Raw genomic sequence first — 19,243 nt, 5'->3', positions numbered from 1 at the left:
TATGTGCACCAGAGGGCACATAACCACGCCACTAGTTACAAGCCCAGGTCCCGGCCGATGAGTTCCTTCATGATCTCGTTGGACCCGGCCCAAATCTTGGTGACCCGAGCGTCCTTCCATGCGCGGGCGGCTCGGTACTCGTTCATGAATCCGTAGCCGCCGTGTAGCTGGACGCAGTGGTCGAGAATTTCGTTCTGGACCTGCGAAGTCCACCATTTCGCCTTGGCTGCATCGATCGCGGTGAGCTCACCCCTGCAGTGTGCGTCGATGCAGTTGTCCACGAACGCCTGTGCCACGTCGAGTTTGGTGACAAGTTCGGCGAGCAGGAATTTGTTCCACTGCAGTGAGCCGATCTGCTGACCGAATGCTTTGCGGTCCTTGGCGTACTGGATCGTCTCGTCGAGGATCGGGCGCGTCTGGCCGAGGTTGGCGACCGCACAGCTGATGCGTTCCTGGGGCAACAGCTGCATCATGTGGATGAAGCCGCCATCGAATTCACCGATCATATTGGCCGACGGCACCCGTACGTTCTCGAAGAACAGCTCTGCAGTGTCGGACTCGGGCTGACCCACCTTGTCGAGCTTGCGGCCGCGCGAGAAACCCTCGGTGCCGTTCTCGACGGCGAACAGCGTGATTCCCTTTGCCTTCTTCTCCGGCGTCGTCCGAGTAGCGACGATCACCAGGTCGGCGCTGTTGCCATTGGTGATGAACGTCTTCGAACCGTTGATGATGAAGTCGTCGCCGTCCTTGACCGCGGTGGTCTTCAGCGCGGCCAGGTCGGATCCACCCGAAGGTTCGGTCATGGCGATCGCGGTCAACAACTCGCCGCTGCAGAATCCCGGCAGCCACCGCTTCTTCTGCTCTTCGGTGGTGAGCTTGACTAGGTACGGCGCAACGATGTCGACGTGGATACCGAAACACGACGCCACTGCCGCGCTCGAACGAGCGAGCTCCTCACCGAGGACGGCGTTGAAGCGATAGTCTTCGGCGCCGCTGCCGCCGTACTCTTCCGGCACCTCCAGTCCGAGGAACCCGTTACGGCCGGCTTCGAGCCAGATGTCGCGGTCGATGAACCGCTGCTCGATGAGCTTTTCTTCGCGAGGTGTGATCATGCGAGCGACGAACTCGCGGGCGGATTCTCGGAATGCGTCGTGATCCGCGTCGAACAGTGTGCGCTTCATGTGTGTTCCTCCAGGTAACGGTAATTCAACCGGACATTACTCGCCGGTAACTGCTGCTCGCGAACCGTATGGCACTCTGGCACTCATGGCTGACCAACCCACTTCACTCGTCAGGTACACCACGGATGCCGGCGCCGAGGTTGCCGTCCTGACCTTCGACCACGGACCGCTCAACCTTTTCGATCAAGCGATGTTCGACGCGGTGACGGCGAATGTTGCAGATCTGACCGCGAATCCTCCCCGCGCTGTGCTGCTGCGCGCCGAGGGCAAGGTGACCTCCGCGGGCGTCGATGTCCACGTCTTCGACGGACTCACCGCGCAGCAGGGCGCCGATCTGTGGCGCACACTGTTCGCCGGCATCGCGCATCCGCTCGAAGCCCTGCCTTGCCCGGTGGTCTACGCCGCGCACGGTCTGACGCTGACGGCTGCGTTCGAGATATCCCTCGCCTGCGACATCATTCTCGCGAGCCCGAAGGCGAAGTTCGGTCTCGTCGAAACGGTCGTCGGGTTGACCCCGTCGATGGGTGGTCCGCAACGACTCGCGGAGCGCGCCGGATCGGGTCGTGCACGCGAGCTCGTCATGACGGGAGACCTCTACGACGCCCAGACGTTGAAGGAGTGGGGCGTCGTCAACGCCATCGAAGACAATCTCGACGAGGTGGCCCGTTCCCTGACCGAGCGGTTGGCCGCCGGTCCGACGGTGGCTCACGCTGCCACCAAAAAGATTGTGGCAGCGTGGCGTTCGGGTGGTATCGCGCACGCTGACGAGATCACCTCCGAGGTGTCCGGGGCGTTGTTCGCGACGGATGACCTTCGCGGTGGGGTGAAGAGTTTTCTGGCCGACGGCCCGGGTAAGGCCACGTACACCGGTCGGTAGAATCGTTGGGATGACTACGCTGCCCCTCGCTGAACTGCACATGCACATCGAGGGTTCGCTCGAGCCCCCGCAGATATTCGAGTTCGCCGAGCGGAACGGGATCACGTTGCCGTATGCGGACATCGACGAGCTGCGGGGGTTGTACGAGTTCACGGATCTACAGTCGTTTCTGAACTTGTACTACGCCAATACTTCCGTGCTCCGAACTGCCGAGGACTTCGCCGACTTGGCGCGCGCCTACTTCCGGCGGGCCGCGGCGGGCGGTGTAACGCATGCGGAGATCTTCTTCGATCCGCAGGCGCACACATCGAGGGGTGTCGCGTTGGAGGCCGTCGTCGAGGGGTTGGCCGATGCGTCGTCGTCGAGCGAGCGAGAGTTCGGGGTCACGAGCGGGTTGATCGCGTCGATCCTGCGGGACCAGCCGGTGCTGCATGCCAACAAGTTGCTGGACGACCTGCTGGCGTTGGACGCGCCGATCATCGGGCTCGGGCTGGATTCCGCCGAGGCAGGGTTTCCGCCGTCGTTGTTCGTCGATGTGTTCGCGAAGGCACGTGCCGAGGGATTGCATGTCGTCGCGCATGCGGGAGAGGAAGGTCCTGCCGAGTACATCTGGGAGGCTCTCGATCTTCTCGGTGTCGAGCGGATCGATCACGGTGTCCGCTGCCTCGAAGACGATGCGCTGGTGAATCGTCTTGTCGAGGAGGAGATCCCGCTGACGGTCTGCCCGTTGTCGAATGTGCGCCTCAAGGTCTACGACGATCTTGCGGACCATCCGATTCGACAGATGATCGAACGCGGACTGATCGTGACCGTGAACTCCGACGATCCGGCCTACTTCGGCGGCTACGTCGACGACAATTTCGCTGCTCTCGTCGACAAGCTCGGTTTGACCGAGCGTGAACGAGAGATACTGCACGACAACTCGATCAAGGCGTCCTTCACTTCACGGTGACGAACGCTGTGGGGTAGCCGGTGGCGCCGTCGGGAACGGTATCCGCCGTCGTCGATGTCTGGATGTCGCCGGTTCGGTCGGTGGCGCGGGCGCGGATGGTGTGATCGCCCGGCGTCGCATCCCATTGGTATGTCCATTGGCGCCAGGTGTCGACCGAGTATTCCTCGGACAGTTCGGCGGGAATCCAATCGCCCTCGTCGATCTGTACGTCGACGCCGGCGATCCCGGTGTGTTGCTTCCACGCAACGCCGGCGATGACGAGCGGGCCTGCACTGACGGCACTGCCGGACCTCGGAGTGTCGATGCGTGAGGCCGTCTTGACCGGGCCCAGTTCGCTCCAGCCGCGGTCGGTCCAGTAGGCGGTGGCCTTGTCGAACCGGGTGACTTCGAGGTCGGTGACCCATTTGGTCGCCGAGACGTAGCCGTAGAGACCCGGCACCACCAGCCGCGCCGGGTAGCCGTGTTCGACAGGAAGCGGCTGCCCGTTCATTCCGACGGCGAGCAGGGCGTCGCGACCGTCGAGCAGAACCTCCAACGGCGTACCAGCAGTGAACGCGTCGTGACTGGAGGAGAGCACCATGTCGGCGTCGTCGAAGATTCCTGCCTCTTCGAGGAGATCCTTCAGTGGATAGCCGATCCACGTCGCATTGCCGACGAGATCGCCACCGACGATGTTGGACACGCACGTCAGCGTCACGGTGCGTTCGACGGCGTCCCTCGACGCCAGGTCTTCGAACGTGATCACCAGTTCCTTCTCGACCATGCCGTGGATGCGCAGTGACCAGGTGTCCGACGCGACCTGCGGTATCACCAGAGCGGTGTCGATGCGGTAGAAGTCCTCGTTCGGCGTGATGTACGACGCCAGTCCGTCGATCCGCAGGTCAGTGCCCGCCGGAATCGGGGGCTGCGGCGTCGGAGTGGGCAGCATGAATCCGAGCCGATTGGCGGTGACGTCGCGAGCCTGCGTGATCAGCCGACCCGCCGTTCCTGCTGCGACAGCGACGACGCCGGCAGCCATGGCGAGGCCGAGGAAACTGCGGCGGGTCATGCCTTCGCTCGGCTCGTCGGTTGTTCGGATCAAGGCATGCAGCACGACGATTCCCGCAGCGACGCCCAGAATCGTCGGTAGTGCGGAAAGCGGCGTCGCGGTCGAACGGGTGACTGCGGCGAGGACTCCGAGGGCGCCGAGTACACCGAAGAGCACGGCGCCCAGCGGGCGTCGCAGCAACCCTGCTGCGGCGGAGATCAGCGCGATGACGAGGGCCATGCCGATGAACAGAGCTGCTTTGTCCGAGGTGCCGAAGGTGTCGATGGCCCACTCGCGGACCGACTCCGGGGTGTTGTCGACGACGGCGGATCCGACGGCGAAGAACGGGGATGAGTTCGGGCCGAACGGAACGGCGATCAGTTCTCCGACGCCGAGGATCACTCCGGCAGCGAGGATCCCGGCTAGGGCGCGCTTGAACATGACTCCAAGATAGGCGCGTCCCGCGCAGTGGCACGACTGAGTGCACTGGGGTGCACTTAACCGTGCCACTGGGCCGGAGGCCCCACCGTCCCTGGGGCCCGCGATGCCACCGGCGCCGGAGGCCTATCCCAGACACACTCGCAGGTAGTCGTTCGAGAATCGGCGTTCTGGATCGAGCTTGTCTCGCACAGCGCAGAAGGCCGAGAAATGCTCGTACATGTCGGCGAAGTCCGCGGCCGTCAACGAGTGCAGCTTGCCCCAGTGCGGCCGACCGCCGACGCTGCGGGCGATTGCTTCCACCGCATCGAAGTACTCCCGGTGATCGCGTCGGTGGTACTGATGGACGGCGATGTATGCGCTGGCTCTGCCGTGCGCCGTCGAGAGCCAGATGTCGTCCGCCGCGGCGAAGCGCACCTCGACCGGGAACGCCACCGTGAAACCGGAGGACGCCAGCCACCGTTCGAGCTCGCGGAGCACGTACGTGATGGACTCGGCCGGCACCGCGTACTCCATCTCCCGGAACCGGACCGTGCGCGAGGACGCGAACACCCGGTAGCTCCGGTCGGTGAACTCGCGTGCGGACAATGCTCGTGCGGAGAACCCGTTGACGCGGGGAATCGCGCCAGGAAACCGAGTGACCGCCCGGTTCACCAGTTCGAAGGCAGTGTTGGACAGCAACTCGTCGTCGATGTACGCCCGCACCCGACCGAGAGGGGCAAGTGGGCTGTCCGCTGGAAGTCTGGTGTTTGTCTTGGTCAGCACACGATCCGTGTGCGGAAACCAGTAGAACTCGAAGTGATCGACCGCTGCTACCGTCTCGGTCATCGTCGACAGCGTCGAGGTCAACGTGGCGGGCGCTTCGAGCGCGTGCAGCGCGAACGCCGGCGCGCAGCGCAGACTCACCCGGGTGATGATCCCGAGTGCGCCGAGTCCGACGCGGGCGGCGTCGAACATGTCCGGCTCGACGTCACGAGAACACGTCACAACGCGGCCGTCGGCTGTCAGGACTTCCAAAGCAGTCACCTGTGTCGCTATTCCGCCGAACCGCGCACCGGTCCCGTGGGTGCCGGTGGAAATGGCACCCGCGACGGACTGTTCGTCTATGTCGCCCAGGTTGGCCATCGCGAGGCCCAGATCCCACAGCCTGGCCGTGAGCTCCCGCAGCCGGGTACCCGCCAACACGGTGACGATTGCGGATCCGTCGGCAGCGCGTTCCACCGACTCGATGCCGCGTAGGTCGTCGAGGCTGACCTGGATCCCGTCCGTCGCCGCGATCGACGTGAACGAGTGCCCCGCCCCGACGCACTTGACCGTGCCCTCGGCCCGCAGCACGACCGCCGTCAGTTCATCGACCGATCGCGGAACGACCCGTTCGATCGGATTCGAGGTCTGATTTCCCGCCCAGTTGTGCCATGTAAGCCCCGTCATCGCTCAACTATGAATGTGAGGGTCCGACACGGTCAATTATCTACCGACGGCAACTACTATTCATTCCCATGCAGACTCGGCTGCCGGTCGATGCACGACGAGCCCGGCTGGTCGCTGCCGCTATCGATCGCGCCGAACAGGTGGGTATCGAGAAGCTGACGGTCCGTGGCGTCGCCGCCGAAGCAGGGATGACGCAGCGCGCGGTCTTCTCCCTCTTCGAGTCCAAGGAATTGCTTGTCATCGCGATGGGTGAGGGACTGATCGTCGATATCACGGCTGCCCTGCACACGGCGTTCGACCACACCCACGAACTCCAAGGGACACGTGGACTTCGTGAGCTGGTGCACAGTGGCCTCAACGCGATTTGGCCACTCGTCTATCAGACGGCGGACCGACAGCTCTTGTCGTACGAGATCAAGACGTATCTACTGCGGCACCGCGCGCTCGGGTCGGACGACGCTGCAGCGATCGCCAGTGGGCAGTACCGAATTCGCGACACCGAGTCTCGTGCGTTCTTCGAGCGCTGCGCCGAAGACACCGGGACGCGGTGGCTCGAACCGATCGATTCGGTGGCGCGCTTCGGGATGGCGACGGTGGACGGGTTGATTCTCAGGTGGCTCGTCGATCGCGACGACATAGCTGTCATCGCGGCAATGGACGACCTGTCCGGGCTGATCGCAGGTAAGGCCGTCGAGATCTGACGGAATCGGCGACAGGTGATTGACTTGGAACCAGATCTGCTCGCGCAACGAAACCAAGGAAGTACTTCTGACGTGACGTCACTTCTCGGTCGAACCTCACACGATGTGACCGCCCTGAGCCGTATCTCGGCCGCGACCGCACACCTCGAACCTCCGTTCGCAGCCGTCGACGCCGACGCCCTTGCAGTCAATGCAGCTGATCTGGTTCGTCGCGGTAGTGGACTACCGGTGCGGGTGGCCAGCAAGTCTGTGCGCTCACGCAGCGTGCTCGAGCGTGTCCTCGGGCAGAGCTTCGATACACCTCCGGGATTCCACGGAATCATGGCGTACTCGCCGCACGAGGCGATCTGGCTCGCCGAGCTCGGTGCCGAAGACGTTCTGCTGGGATATCCGACGGTCGATGCCGGCGCACTCACCGCAATCACGCGCGACCGGGTGCTGTCCGGCCGCATCACACTCATGGTGGACGACGTAGCTCATCTCGACCGGATCCGCGCCGCCGCCGGCTCCGACCTGGTCAAGCCGCGCATCTGTATCGACGTCGACGCCTCCCTCCGGCTCGGCCCGCTGCACCTCGGGGTCCGGCGGTCTCCGCTACGGGAGCCGGAGCAGGTCGCCGAATTCGCCCGCACCGCCAAGGGTCGCGGCTTTCGTGTGGTCGGGGTCATGTTCTACGAGGCGCAGATCGCTGGATTGCCGGACTCCAACATCGCCGTCGAGCTGATGAAGAAGGTGTCGGCTTCGGAGCTGAAAGACAGGCGAAGCGCTGTCGTCGACGCAGTCACCTCCGTTGTCGGGCCACTCGAGATCGTCAACAGCGGCGGCACAGGCTCACTCGAAATCAGCTCGGCAGACCCGAAAGTCACCGAGGTCACTGCGGGCTCAGGACTGTTCTCTCCGACGCTGTTCGACAAGTACACCGCGTTCACAGCACACCCGGCGCTCTACTTCGCACTCCCCGTCGTGCGCAAACCGACCGAGAAGATCGCCACGGTGTTCGGGGGTGGCTACATCGCGTCGGGGCCGACGTCGAGGTCCCGAACGCCGTCTCCTGTTGCGTTCTCGAACTCGCTCCGCGGCGTGGTCCAAGGCGGATTGAAACTGCTCCGCAACGAGGGCGCGGGGGAAGTACAGACTCCGGTCACGTCGACGGACACCATCGAGATCGGAGACCGGGTCTGGTTCCGTCATGCCAAGGCAGGCGAGATCTGCGAGCGACTCGACACCCTGCACATCGTCGAGGGCGACGGCAGTATCTCGGCCGTTCCCACCTACCGCGGCGAAGGAAAGACGTTCGGTTGATCCGCCGCAGGCTCCACTCCCGCCCCCTGGGTCATTCCGCAGGCTCCACTCCCGCCTCTGCGAGGGCCATGAACGCGCCCAGCATTTCCAAGCCGTCGGGAGTGGCGGGTAGGTAGTGCGTGAGCGTGCGCGATTGCACCAGAACAGCCGCCCACTGCCCACGGGAGAGCGCGACGTTCAATCGGTTTCGCGACAGCAGGAAGCTGGCACCTCGCGGCGAGTCCGCGAGGTTCGACGCCGTCATCGACAACAGAGCGATCGGAGCTTGTCGCCCTTGGAACTTGTCGACGGTCCCGACGAGCACCTCGGATAGACCAGCTTCGTCGAGGTGTCGACGAATCCGCGCGACCTGAGCGTTGTACGGCGCGACGACGATGAAGTCGTGTGGTTCGAGGCCGCGGCTGCCCTCGTGCGTGTCCGGATCGGTCCACGGTGATCCGAGCAGCTTCTCGATCTGTCGACGAATCTCCTCGGCTTCTTCGGGCGACTCGGTGGTGTTGTCGTGATGCTCGACGGTCACCGTGTGCAGACCGGGCCGCATCCCGTCGAGGACCCGCGCGGCCGTCGCGGCCTCGTTGGAAAACAACTGTCCCTCGTAGGAGAGCGCCGACACCGGCGCGCACAGAACGGGGTGCATGCGCCAGGTTCGGCTGAGGAAATACCCACGGTCGGCGGGCAGCGCACCATGGCCTTCGGCCAGCCACCCGAGCGCCGATTCGTCCACTGGTTCTGGGTGCGTGCCCTGGCTTACCTGGGGGAGCTGTTGTGGGTCGCCGAGTAGCAGGAGGTTGCGCGCTGAACCTGCCACCGCGATGGTGTTGGCCAGCGAGAACTGTCCGGCCTCGTCGACGACGAGCAAGTCGAGCGAACCCGGCACGACGCGGGTGTCGTGCGAGAAGTCCCACGCGGTGCCGCCGACGACGCACCCGGCGGTCGCATCGGCGACGAAGTCGGGGTAATCGGTGTCCCGCAGCTCGGTGTGCTCGGTCGGCTTCTTCTTGCCGATGAGCTCGGCGGGCACGCCGGCCTTGGCTATTCCGTCGAGGAGATTCTCGACGACGGAATGCGATTGCGCGACAACGCCTATCCGCCAGTGATGCTCCTCCACCAGTCGGGTGATGACTGCGGCGGCGGTGAAGGTCTTGCCGGTCCCGGGTGGTCCCTGTACGGCGAGGTACGAGTTGTCGAGGTCGAGCAGTGCGGTACCGATCGCGTCGATGTAGTTGTTCCCCGACACTATGGGAAGTGCATTGCCGGACAGGGTTCGTGGAGTCGCCAACGACATCAGATCGGCGACGGCGGTGCGGGGCAAGTCCGGAAGGCAGTGCTGTACTTCGGTGGCCGCTCGGATGATCGCCTGCTCCATGCTGACGGTGCGTATCGGTGCTTCGGGCGCAATGGCCATCGGAAGTTGCTCGTATGGTTCGGCGCCCGCGGCGAGCTTTTCTTCGACGACGGCGTAGGTGTCGCCCAGTTCGAGCACCTCGCCCCGGCTGCATGCACGGTAGGTCGGGTGCGGCTGTTCGAGGCCGGCGGGCGGCGGCAGGTCGTAGAGCAATCGCACCGAGGACCCCGTACCCCCGACGCCGGTGACACGCAACCGTCGTCTGAGCAGTTTCTGCCGCGGCGACGTCTTCGCCCATTCCGATTCGATCGTTCCCGATTCGATCTTGAACACATCCGTTGCCTCGGCCCATTCGTCCACGGGGCTCTGCAGACGATCGAAGTGCGCCCACCAGAACGGCTTTCGCTCGCGGCGGTGGTAGCCGATCGACCCCGAGTACAGAGCTACGGCTTGGGCATCGGGTGTCCGCTCGGACACCGGGCCGATGCCGACGTAGTCGCGCAGGGATTCTTCGAGCGCAGTGGTCTCTTCGTTCAGCTCCGGCGCCAGTTCCGCTGGTGGCCGCGGTGCCACTCCCGCGTCGGATGCCCGTGCCAACAACCAGTCTCGTAGCTCGACCGTTGACTCACAGTCGTAGCGGTTGTATTCGGCGATCTCCGCCAGCAGGGCCGATGCCTCCGCGGTGCGTCCCTGATCGCGCAGATCGCACCAGTTGGCGTACTCGGCGATCGACGCTGCGGCGTTGGTGACGTCGCCGTCGCGGCTGTCCGGCATGTAGAGGGGTTCGAGCTTCTTGATGCTGTAGGAGCGCTCGCCGATTCGAAGCGACGCGCGAACGACGGGATACAGATCCACGAGGACGTTGTCGCGGAGTAGGTCGTCGACAACGTCTTCGCCGACGCCGTACCGCCCCGCGAGTCTGAGCAACGCGGTCTTCTCGTAGGCCGCGTAGTGATAGACGTGCATGCCGGGAAACTCTCGCCGTCGAGTCACCACGTAGTCGAGGAATGCCTCCAGCGCTTGTCTTTCCTGCGCGCGATCGTGAGCCCAGAACGGGTGAAAAGTCCGGTCCGTTTCGAGTACACCGAAGAGGTATTCGAGCCCCCACTCGGACGATCCGGCTTCGGCCCACAGGGGATCGCCCTCGAAGTCGAAGAAGACGTCTCCCGGATCGGGCTCCGGAATGGACCCGAGCGCGTCGGAGTCGAAAATGTCGAACTCGGTTCGGCCGCTGTTCCGCTGGGCGATCTGCAGTGTTGCCTGAGATCTGAGGGTGGCGAGTGTGCGAGCGGAGATGTCGTCGACCGGGCCGACAGAGGTGGCGAGCTCGACGGTCGTGGTGATTCCCGCGGTATGCAGATGTGCCCGCGTGCCGCCAGTGAGACCGGCAACGAGAAGGAGATCGTCACGCGCGAGAACCTGCTGATCACACGCATCGCATCGCCCGCACGCGCTGTACCTCGAATCGCCCCAATCGACGGGTTCGTCCTCAGCGACGTGCTCGTCGATTATTTCTTCCAGATGTGCCCGTTGGCGTCGATACACCGGGAGCAGATTCACCGCGGAGTGATCGGTGGTGCTGCCGTCGCCGAGCATCAGATGCAGGCGATCGGCGACCTCGATGCCGTTGTTCTCCAGTGCGTCCGCGTAGGCCGCGAGTTGAAGCAGCGCAGGGACGCGGGCGTGCCGCGACAGCTTGGTGTCGTACACCGAGTAGCCGGCGCCCTCTTTGACCAGAAAATCGCAGAACCCGAGGGAGCGGCCGTCGAAGAACGTTGCCTGATAGAGGACGTCGTACCCCCACAAAACGGTCTCGATGGTGGCGGCGTTGGCGTCGGCGAGCGCGAGTGCGGTGCGTTCGGGTCTCGGCATGATCGACACGCCCTGGCCGAATCGAGTCTGGAACGCCTCGAGCTGTCGCCGCTCGTGCGCGAAACCGAGGGCGGAGGTGCGCTCGAGCATCGGATCCGGCTCGTCGCGGACCGCCTCGATTCTTCCGAGTTTGGCGTCGAGTGTGCGCAGCATCGCGTACTCGCAGGCTGCCGCGGCGGAGAGGTCGCTGGCGCTGTATACGACACGGCCGCCCAAGAGGAACACGCGCACAACTGTAGGTGAATGCAACGACAGAACTGCCCGCCATGCAAAATAGTCGAATGCCGTTTTTCGAAGGAGCTACCGGTGCCGTCCACTACCGTTCGTGGACCACGGCACATCCGCGTCTCGTCCTGGTGTTTCTTCATGGCTTGGGTCAGAACAGCGGGCACTACCATCGGTTTGCCCGCCTCATGAACAACGAGGGAATCGACGTGTGGGCCATCGACCACGTCGGTCACGGGCTGACGGAAGGCGAGTTGTCCGACGCATCTCAGATCGCCGGGCTCGCCGACAACGCGTTGCAGCTCGCGGACATCGCTCGTTCGGAGCGCAGCGGGATCCCGATGGCGCTGATGGGCCATTCGTTGGGAGCTGCGACCGCTATCGCGGCCCTCGAGAAGAACCCGAGCGGATTCACTTCGGTAGTCCTGTGTGGAACACCGAAATCGACCACCGGCACGGCGTCGGATCTGAGCGGATCGGCTTTGCCGCTGCTGGCTGTACATGGCGTCGACGACCGGTTGGCTCCGATCGACGCAGTTCGTGCGTGGATCCCGAACGTTCCAGGTGCCACGATGCGGGAGTTCGAGGATGCAGGCCACGATCTCCTGCACGAGAAAGTGCATCGCACGGTCTCACTGGAAGCCGCGGAGTTCGTACTCGCACACGCGTGAAGTACAGGCACGTGTGACGTACAGGCACGGGCCTGTACGTCACACGCGGGTGGAATCTAGCTGTAGATCGATTCGATCTCGGCGCCGCGCTCCTGGTGGATGATGTTGCGCTTGAGCTTCATCGTCGGCGTGAGCTCGCCGGTTTCGACGGTGAAGTCCTGCTCGAGGATCTTGTACTTCTTGATCTGTTCTGCGTTGGACACCTTCTTGTTCGCGTCCGCGACTGCCTTGTCGATCTCGGCGATGAGCTCGGCGTTCTTCGACAGTTCGGCGAACGGCACGTCCTCCGCGATCCCGTGGCGCTCTTTCCAGCCCGGGAGTGCTTCCGGATCCAGCGTGATGATGGCGCCGATGAAGGGCTTCGCGTCGCCGACGACGAGACACTGGCTGATGAGTGCGTTTGCCCGCATGGCATCTTCCAGTACCGCAGGTGCGACGTTCTTGCCGCCCGCGGTGACGATGATTTCCTTCTTACGACCGGTGATGGAGACGTAGCCGTCCTGGTCGATGGCGCCGAGGTCGCCTGTGTGGAACCAGCCGTCGATGATCGACTCGGACGTCGCCTTCTCGTTGTGCCAGTATCCGCCGAACACGACAGGGCCCTTGAGGAGAAGTTCGCCATCCTCGGCGATCTTCGCGGCGTGACCGCTGAGCGGCTTTCCGACGCTGCCGATGCGCTGCTCGGAGGTGGTGTTGACGGTGATCGCGGCGCTGGTCTCGGTGAGTCCATAGCCCTCATACACCGGGATTCCGACGCCGCGGAAGAAGTGACCGAGTCGGGCACCGAGAGGTGCGCCGCCGGAGACCGCGCGGTCGCAGTTGCCGCCGAGTGCGGCGCGGAGCTTGGAGTAGACGAGCTTGTCGAACACCGTGTGCTTGATGTTGAGCAGCAGTCCGGGGCCGCCCTTGTCCTTGGCTTCGCTCCACTCGATGGCGGTGGCCGCAGCCTTGTCGAAGATTCCGCCCTTGCCGCCGTCGTACGCCTTCTGTTTGGCCGAGTTGTAGACCTTCTCGAACACGCGGGGCACCGACAGGATGAAGTCCGGTTTGAACGACGCGAACTGGTCGAGCAGCGTCGCGACGTCCGAGGTGTGACCGACGGTGACCTTGGCCTCGAACGCTCCGAACGAGACGGCGCGGGCGAACACGTGCGCCATCGGCAGGAACATCAGTGTGCGGTTGCCCTCCTTCATCGAGTCGTGCAGCGCCAGCTGGGTTGCTTGCACCTCTGCGTAGAAGTTGGCGTGGGTGAGCTGCACGCCCTTGGGACGGCCAGTGGTTCCCGAGGTGTAGATCAGCGTCGCGGGTGAGGACGCGGTGACCTGGTGGCGACGTGCATGAAGGTCGTCGTCGCTGACGCCTGCGCCGCGTGTGGTGAGCTCGTCGATGGCCCCTGCATCGATCTGCAGGACCTCGCGCAGATCGGCGGCACCCTCGGTGACCTCCTTCAGGGCCTCCGCATGTGCTGGGGTTTCCAGGATCAGCAACGAGGTTGCCGAATCTTCCAGAATCCACTGAGCTTGATCGGCCGAGGACGTTTCGTAGATTGCAACGGTGCATCCACCTGCGGTCCAGATCGCATAGTCGAGAAGGACCCACTCGTACCGCGTCGCAGACAGAATCGCCACGCGATCGCCGAGCTCGACGCCCGACGCGATCAGGCCCTTGGCGACTGCCTTGACCTCCTTGGCGAACTGCGACGCTGTGACATCGGTCCACGTCCCACCGATCAAACGCTGGAACGGGACGATGTTCGGGGACTCCGTCTCGTGCCGGAAAATGGTATCGGCCATCGATGCATCGTCTGGAATTGTGAACGACGCAGGCACAGAATATTCGCGCACTGTAAGACCCCTCCGGGAAAATGACGTAACAGATGTGCATTTCATCACATTCCCGGTCGGGTTGCACTACGGATGGTGTCCGGTTTGCGAATTTTCCGACCAGTCCTGTGGAGTTATGTGTGACTCGCTGTGCACCCTAACCGGTCGTGTTGCTGTTGACGAGGCTCGATTCGCCCCGCGAGTCGCTGTACAGGCCGAGAATGAACGTGCTGAGCGCATTATCGGCACTTGCGTCCTGCGGAAGAGGTGACAGGGACTAAACTCGCCTGTATATGAGCACAACAGAGCCGAATCAGGATGCCGACGTGACCCCTGACGAGTCGACTTCGAACGAGTCCACTTCGAACGAATCAACTTCGAACGAATCAACTTCGAACGGGCAGGCATCAGCGCCGATCGACGCGACCCCCGCTGTCGAAGAGACGCCACCTATCACCTTCGCCGACCTCGGCATCGACGAACGGGTCCTGAAGGCCCTGCACGACGTCGGCTACGAGAGCCCGTCGCCCATTCAGGCTGCGACCATTCCGCCGTTGATGGCAGGCAACGACGTCGTCGGCCTCGCGCAGACCGGAACCGGTAAGACCGCAGCGTTCGCGGTGCCGATCCTGTCCCGTCTGGACGTGTCACGCCGGGTGCCGCAGGCGCTCGTGCTGGCCCCGACGCGTGAGCTGGCACTGCAGGTGGCGGAGGCATTCGGCAAGTACGCGGCCAACATCCCCGGCCTGCACATCTTGCCGATCTACGGTGGTCAGGCATACGGCATTCAGCTTTCCGGATTGCGCAAGGGTGCGCAGATCATCGTCGGAACGCCGGGTCGTGTCATCGATCACCTGGAGAAGGGCACGCTCGATCTGTCCGGCCTCGAGTACCTCGTGCTCGACGAGGCGGACGAGATGCTCAAGATGGGATTCCAGGAGGACGTCGAGCGCATTCTGTCCGACACTCCGGAGTACAAGCAGGTCGCGCTGTTCTCGGCCACGATGCCGCCTGCGATCCGCAAGATCTCCAAGCAGTATCTGCACGACCCGGTCGAGATCACCGTCAAGACCAAGACCTCGACCGCGCCGAACATCACTCAGCGTTACGTTCAGGTGGCGCATCAGCGAAAGCTGGAGGCTCTGACCCGAATCTTCGAGGTCGAAGAGTTCGAGGCGATGATCATGTTCGTCCGCACCAAGCAGGCCACCGAGGAACTCGCCGAGAAGTTGCGGGCACGCGGATTCTCCGCAGCGGCCATCAACGGCGACATCGTGCAGGCCCAGCGCGAGCGGACCATCAACCAGCTCAAGAACGGCCAGATCGACGTCCTGGTCGCCACCGATGTTGCAGCGCGTGGTCTCGATGTCGATCGCATTTCGCACGTCATCAACTACGACATCCCGCACGACACCGAGTCCTACGTCCACCGCATCGGCCGTACCGGTCGAGCCGGCCGTGCGGGTGAGGCGCTGCTGTTCGTCGCGCCGCGGGAACGTCATCTACTCAAAGCCATCGAACGCGCGACGCGCCAGCCGATTACCGAGATGCAGTTGCCGAGCGTCGACGACGTCAATGCGCAGCGCGTCACCAAGTTCGGAGACTCGATCACCGAGAGCCTCGGCAACGAGAACTTGGCTCTCTTCCGTCGCCTCATCGAGGACTACGAGCGCGATCACGACGTGCCGATCGCCGACATCGCTGCTGCGCTGGCCGTGCAGTCCCGCGACGGCGAGGCGTTCTTGCTCAAGCCAGAACCGCCCGCGCCCCCGCGTGCCCCCCGCGAGCCGCGTGAACCTCGGCCCGCGCGCAGTTTCGACGAGGATGCAGCGAGTTCGCATCATCGCAAGACCGGCCAGGAGATGGCGACGTACCGCATCGCCGTCGGGAAGCGGCATCACGTTGCTCCCGGAGCGATCGTCGGAGCCATCGCCAACGAGGGCGGCCTGCGTCGGAGCGATTTCGGGCACATCAGCATTCGTCCGGATCATTCGCTGGTGGAGCTTCCCGCCGATCTCGCCGACGAAACAGTGGAAGCGCTGCGTCGCACTCGAATCAGCGGCGTGTTGATCCAACTGACACCTGACTCCGGTCCTCCCGGTGGTCGCGGTGGCCCCCGTGGGGGCGGCAAGTTCGGTGGCGACAAGCGGGGCAAGCCGCGCCGTAGCTGACCTGACGGAAAAGCCCCGCTCACCGATGAGGTGAGCGGGGCTTTTCCGTCGGGATACAGAGAGTCGACCTAGAGGGAGACGGTGAAGCTGTTCATCACGCGATCCGCAGCGTCGAGATCGGCGTCGCTGTTGGCCTGCACCGCGACCAGAGTCAGGTATCGACCTGAATCTGCCTGGGCCGCAACGAGGATGTATGTGGCTGCGCTTTCCCCACAACCGGTCCACACCTCGAACCGGCCGGTGTGCAGGGCATCGCTGTAGTCCTCACGGCCGGTCGAGACGCATCCGGACTGCGGCAGCGATGCCGTCGCCCAGTTCAGGAGATCCTCCGGCGACGAGTTCGACACAGCGGTGTCCGAGGCCATGACCGAGGTGCCGACCGCACCCCAGCCTCCCTGGTACTGAGCAAGATTCGAGCTGGCCTCGACGCCGTAGAAGTAGTTACCTCGATCGTCGACGAACTTGTTGCCGTCCACCTGATTCCACGCCGCGGGCACGTCGACCGTCACGACTCCGTCGTTGTCCTCGACCGTGGTGAAGCCGCCGGCGCTGGTCTGCGAAGCGCTGCTACCGCTAGTGGACTGTGTGACCGCCGACGACACCGTCGTCGTTTCCTCGATCGCTTCACCGTTGAACTGGCCGCGTAGGTACGTGTCCGTGGCAGGCCGGTAGACCTCCACCGAGAGGGTTGCGTCCTGTCCGTGCGTGCGTAGGACGCTGCAGTAGTCGGCGAGCGTCCCGTCGGTACCGAGCGTGACGCCCTCCATGCTGGTCAGCAGGTCGCCGGGTTCGACTCCTGCTTTGTCGGCCGCCGACCCCGATGCAACCGAGTTGACCCACACTCCGAGTCCGGTGCCCTCGTCGTCGGTGAGCGCTTCTCCGTTGATGCCGAGGCTCAGGATGTTCTTGCCGCTTTTGAGGTCCTCCACGACGTTCTGGACTTCGTCGCGATGAATGGCCATGTTGGTGTCGTACTTGTCGCTTCCTGCGTAGTTGACGCCCACGAGCTTGCCGTCCGGGTCGACGAGTGGGCCACCGGAGTTGCCGCTGCGAATCTTCGCGTCGTGTTCGATGACGTGGTCGAGTGATGCCCACGGCGTGTCGCCTGCGGTGTCGGCCTTGGAGACGATGCCTTTGGTCATCGTGAACGTCGGGTCACCGAGTGGGAAGCCGGCGGCATAGATCTCGTCGGCGGTGTTGATCGGGCCTTCGTGGAACGACACGTAGGGGAAGTCGGTGCCGTCGAGTTTCACGACGGCGAGATCCAGGCACTCGGAAGAACCGACGACGCGAGCATTCAGTTCTTTGCTCTGGTCGCCGCCGCGCCACACCTCGAGCGTGCCTGCGCCGGTGACCACGTGATTGTTGGTCAGTGCATATCCGTCGGGGGAGATGAGGAAACCGGAACCGCGTCCGGCAGCTTCGTATCCGCCTTCCTGAGGCGAGACGAAGGTGCCGAGGGCCTCGAGCTGAATCGTCGCCGACTGCAGTCCAGTGAAGTCGACGCCACCATCGGACGCAGGCTGGGCGTCGTCGGTGGAAGTGCCGACAGAGAAGGAACAAGCGCTGAGGAGTGCGGCACTGGCGGCCAGAGCGAGTGCGGTGGTCGTGCTTCTCGCGAGAGTGCGGGCTGTTGTTGTCATGGGCAGAACTGTGGCGGCAGCGACTTGGAGAGTGGTTGTAAGCGACTTGGACTCACTCAGTACGGGGCATGATGGTCTGGTGATTGTGACGACCCGGTACGGGCAGGTCATGGGAAGTGTCGACGACGGTGTCGCGGTATGGAAAGGGGTGCCCTACGCGGCGCCCCCGGTGGGGGAGTTGCGGCTGCGAGCGCCGAGGGAGCCTGTGTCGTGGTCGGAGGTTCGGGATGCGACGGCGTTCGGGCATATCGCTCCGCAGACCGAGCACGGTCCGCTGCCCATCGATCCGGGTCTGACGATCGGCGAGGATTGCTTGACGCTGAACGTGTGGGCTCCGGAGGGGGCCGCGAATCTTCCGGTCATGGTGTGGATTCACGGCGGCGCGTACTTCCTCGGTTCGTCGGCGCAACGGATGTATGACGGGCGGAAGCTGGTCGCCGAGGGCCGTGTGGTGTTGGTGACGGCCAACTACCGGCTCGGTGCGCTGGGGTTCCTGGACTTCTCGAAGTTCGGCGACTTCGATTCGAACCTCGGTCTGCGAGATCAGGTTGCAGCTCTCGAGTGGGTTCGAGACAACATCGCGGGGTTCGGTGGTGATCCGTCCCAGGTGACGCTGTTCGGCGAATCCGCAGGTGGCGGATCGGTGACGACGCTGATGGTCTCGCCTGCCTCCGAGGGACTCTTTCATCGGGTCATCGCGGAGAGCTCGCCCGCCACGTCGGTGTACGGCGCCGACAGGGCCGAGAGCATTGCCGAGCGCTTCCTCGAACTCGCGGGAGTCGAGGCGTCGGAACTGCGGGAGCTGCCGGTATCCGAGTTCGTTCGGGTGTGCGGGGAGTTGGTGCAGGAGATTCCGTCCAAGGTGCCGGGCACTCTTGCGTTGGCACCCGTCGTCGATCGGGATTTCGTACCGCACTACCCGGTGGCGGCGTTTCAGAAGGGCCTGGCTCATCCGGTCCCGCTGTTGATCGGCACGAACCACGACGAGTCCTCGATGTTCAAGCTGATGAAGTCTCCGCTGATGCCCATCACGCCGGACAAGGTGCACGAGATGTTCCAGGCGATCGCGGCCGATCACCCCGACATGCGGGCCGACGAAGAGAACGAGGTCGAAGCGGCGTATCCCGAGCACTCGAAGAAGCGGACGGCACTCGAGATCTCGCGGGACGCAGCGTTCCGTATGCCGACACTGTGGATCGCCGAGGCACACAGCAGGCGAGCGCGGACGTTCCTGTATCGCTTCGATCAGGCGACGCCGTTCCTGCGCATCACCCGACTCGGGGCGATGCACGGTACCGAGGTGCCGTACGTGTTCGGCAACTTCGGCGTCGTTCCCAAGGACCCGACCTTCAAGTTGGGCGGGCACAGGACCGCTCTCGAGGTCAGCGGACGGGTCCAGAAACGATGGATCGACTTCGCGTACGGCCGGGACCCATGGACGCCCTACGACGAGGAATCGAGGACGACTCTGCTGATCGACAAGCACGACCAGGAAGTCGAGGACCCGGACCGTGAACTCCGGCGAGCATGGGGTGAGGAGATCCTGGGCTTCACGTAGCGCGGCTCCGCCGCAGTGCCCCCTAG

General features: G+C 64.0%; 13 protein-coding genes. 7 read left to right on the top strand and 6 right to left on the bottom strand.

The features are described from left to right. Positions 1-35 precede the first annotated feature (35 nt). Entirely contained in the window at positions 36-1,181 is a 1,146-nt protein-coding gene (locus ACODSO_RS25485; RefSeq protein ID WP_068369972.1) for an acyl-CoA dehydrogenase family protein, read from the bottom strand. A gap of 85 nt (positions 1,182-1,266) precedes the next feature. Between ACODSO_RS25485 and ACODSO_RS25480 the strand changes: the two genes are divergently transcribed. Together ACODSO_RS25480 and ACODSO_RS25475 are read left to right on the top strand one after the other, a co-directional pair. Beyond that, a complete protein-coding gene (locus tag ACODSO_RS25480; RefSeq protein WP_489039491.1) occupies positions 1,267-2,058 on the top strand; it encodes an enoyl-CoA hydratase/isomerase family protein in 792 nt (263 codons plus the stop codon). Positions 2,059-2,068: 10 nt separating this feature from the next. Continuing rightward, a complete protein-coding gene (locus ACODSO_RS25475; protein ID WP_489039490.1) occupies positions 2,069-3,010 on the top strand; it encodes an adenosine deaminase in 942 nt (313 codons plus the stop codon). Here the strand turns inward: ACODSO_RS25475 and ACODSO_RS25470 are convergent. After that, positions 2,997-4,478 carry a molybdopterin-dependent oxidoreductase gene (locus ACODSO_RS25470; protein ID WP_489039489.1) on the bottom strand — a complete coding sequence of 494 codons (1,482 nt, stop codon included), beginning with the start codon at positions 4,476-4,478 and terminating at the stop codon, positions 2,997-2,999. The two genes, ACODSO_RS25475 and ACODSO_RS25470, sit on opposite strands and share 14 nt — an antisense overlap. Before the next feature lie 123 nt (positions 4,479-4,601). Next, positions 4,602-5,906 (bottom strand): D-arabinono-1,4-lactone oxidase, encoded by a 1,305-nt coding sequence (locus tag ACODSO_RS25465; RefSeq protein WP_489039488.1) that lies wholly within the window; start codon positions 5,904-5,906, stop codon positions 4,602-4,604. Positions 5,907-5,974: 68 nt separating this feature from the next. On the opposite strand from ACODSO_RS25465, the gene ACODSO_RS25460 reads away from it, so the two are divergent. Both ACODSO_RS25460 and ACODSO_RS25455 read left to right on the top strand, forming a co-directional pair. Further along, positions 5,975-6,607, top strand: coding sequence for a TetR family transcriptional regulator (locus ACODSO_RS25460; protein WP_489039487.1), 633 nt, complete (start codon positions 5,975-5,977; stop codon positions 6,605-6,607). A gap of 72 nt (positions 6,608-6,679) precedes the next feature. Then, on the top strand, positions 6,680-7,909 hold the full coding sequence (locus ACODSO_RS25455) for a type III PLP-dependent enzyme domain-containing protein (protein ID WP_489039486.1): 1,230 nt from the start codon (positions 6,680-6,682) through the stop codon (positions 7,907-7,909). A gap of 31 nt (positions 7,910-7,940) precedes the next feature. Here the strand turns inward: ACODSO_RS25455 and ACODSO_RS25450 are convergent, their stop codons facing one another. After that, positions 7,941-11,351, bottom strand: coding sequence for a TM0106 family RecB-like putative nuclease (locus ACODSO_RS25450; RefSeq protein WP_489039485.1), 3,411 nt, complete (start codon positions 11,349-11,351; stop codon positions 7,941-7,943). Between the two features lie 56 nt (positions 11,352-11,407). Here ACODSO_RS25450 and ACODSO_RS25445 point away from each other — a divergent pair, with 56 nt between their 5' ends. Next, on the top strand, positions 11,408-12,022 hold the full coding sequence (locus ACODSO_RS25445) for an alpha/beta hydrolase (RefSeq protein ID WP_489039484.1): 615 nt from the start codon (positions 11,408-11,410) through the stop codon (positions 12,020-12,022). Positions 12,023-12,078: 56 nt separating this feature from the next. Here the strand turns inward: ACODSO_RS25445 and ACODSO_RS25440 are convergent, their stop codons facing one another. Then, complete coding sequence (locus tag ACODSO_RS25440; RefSeq protein WP_489039483.1) at positions 12,079-13,866, bottom strand: AMP-dependent synthetase/ligase; 1,788 nt, start codon at positions 13,864-13,866, stop codon at positions 12,079-12,081. A gap of 272 nt (positions 13,867-14,138) precedes the next feature. Here ACODSO_RS25440 and ACODSO_RS25435 point away from each other — a divergent pair, with 272 nt between their 5' ends. Next, positions 14,139-16,016: a DEAD/DEAH box helicase gene (locus ACODSO_RS25435; RefSeq protein ID WP_489039482.1), complete on the top strand. Its 1,878-nt coding sequence runs from the start codon at positions 14,139-14,141 to the stop codon at positions 16,014-16,016. A 68-nt stretch (positions 16,017-16,084) separates the two neighbouring features. On the opposite strand, the gene ACODSO_RS25430 is transcribed toward ACODSO_RS25435, so the two are convergent. Then, on the bottom strand, positions 16,085-17,659 hold the full coding sequence (locus ACODSO_RS25430) for a S1C family serine protease (RefSeq protein WP_489039481.1): 1,575 nt from the start codon (positions 17,657-17,659) through the stop codon (positions 16,085-16,087). Between the two features lie 79 nt (positions 17,660-17,738). Here ACODSO_RS25430 and ACODSO_RS25425 point away from each other — a divergent pair, with 79 nt between their 5' ends. Next, positions 17,739-19,217, top strand: a complete 1,479-nt coding sequence (locus tag ACODSO_RS25425; protein WP_489039480.1) for a carboxylesterase/lipase family protein — start codon at positions 17,739-17,741, stop codon at positions 19,215-19,217. The last annotated feature ends 26 nt before the right edge of the window (positions 19,218-19,243 follow it).

It is taken from the genome of Rhodococcus sp. FG69 (genome assembly GCF_057808915.1).
This window is presented reverse-complemented; position numbering and strand designations above follow the sequence as displayed.

Bases quoted from the DNA above. Each gene is read 5' to 3' on its own strand.
- ACODSO_RS25485 (WP_068369972.1), bottom strand. From the start codon at position 1,181: ATGAAGCGCACACTGTTCGACGCGGATCACGACGCATTCCGAGAATCC.
- ACODSO_RS25480 (WP_489039491.1), top strand. From the start codon at position 1,267: ATGGCTGACCAACCCACTTCACTCGTCAGGTACACCACGGATGCCGGC.
- ACODSO_RS25475 (WP_489039490.1), top strand. From the start codon at position 2,069: ATGACTACGCTGCCCCTCGCTGAACTGCACATGCACATCGAGGGTTCG.
- ACODSO_RS25470 (WP_489039489.1), bottom strand. From the start codon at position 4,478: ATGTTCAAGCGCGCCCTAGCCGGGATCCTCGCTGCCGGAGTGATCCTC.
- ACODSO_RS25465 (WP_489039488.1), bottom strand. From the start codon at position 5,906: ATGACGGGGCTTACATGGCACAACTGGGCGGGAAATCAGACCTCGAAT.
- ACODSO_RS25460 (WP_489039487.1), top strand. From the start codon at position 5,975: ATGCAGACTCGGCTGCCGGTCGATGCACGACGAGCCCGGCTGGTCGCT.
- ACODSO_RS25445 (WP_489039484.1), top strand. From the start codon at position 11,408: ATGCCGTTTTTCGAAGGAGCTACCGGTGCCGTCCACTACCGTTCGTGG.
- ACODSO_RS25435 (WP_489039482.1), top strand. From the start codon at position 14,139: ATGAGCACAACAGAGCCGAATCAGGATGCCGACGTGACCCCTGACGAG.
- ACODSO_RS25430 (WP_489039481.1), bottom strand. From the start codon at position 17,659: ATGACAACAACAGCCCGCACTCTCGCGAGAAGCACGACCACCGCACTC.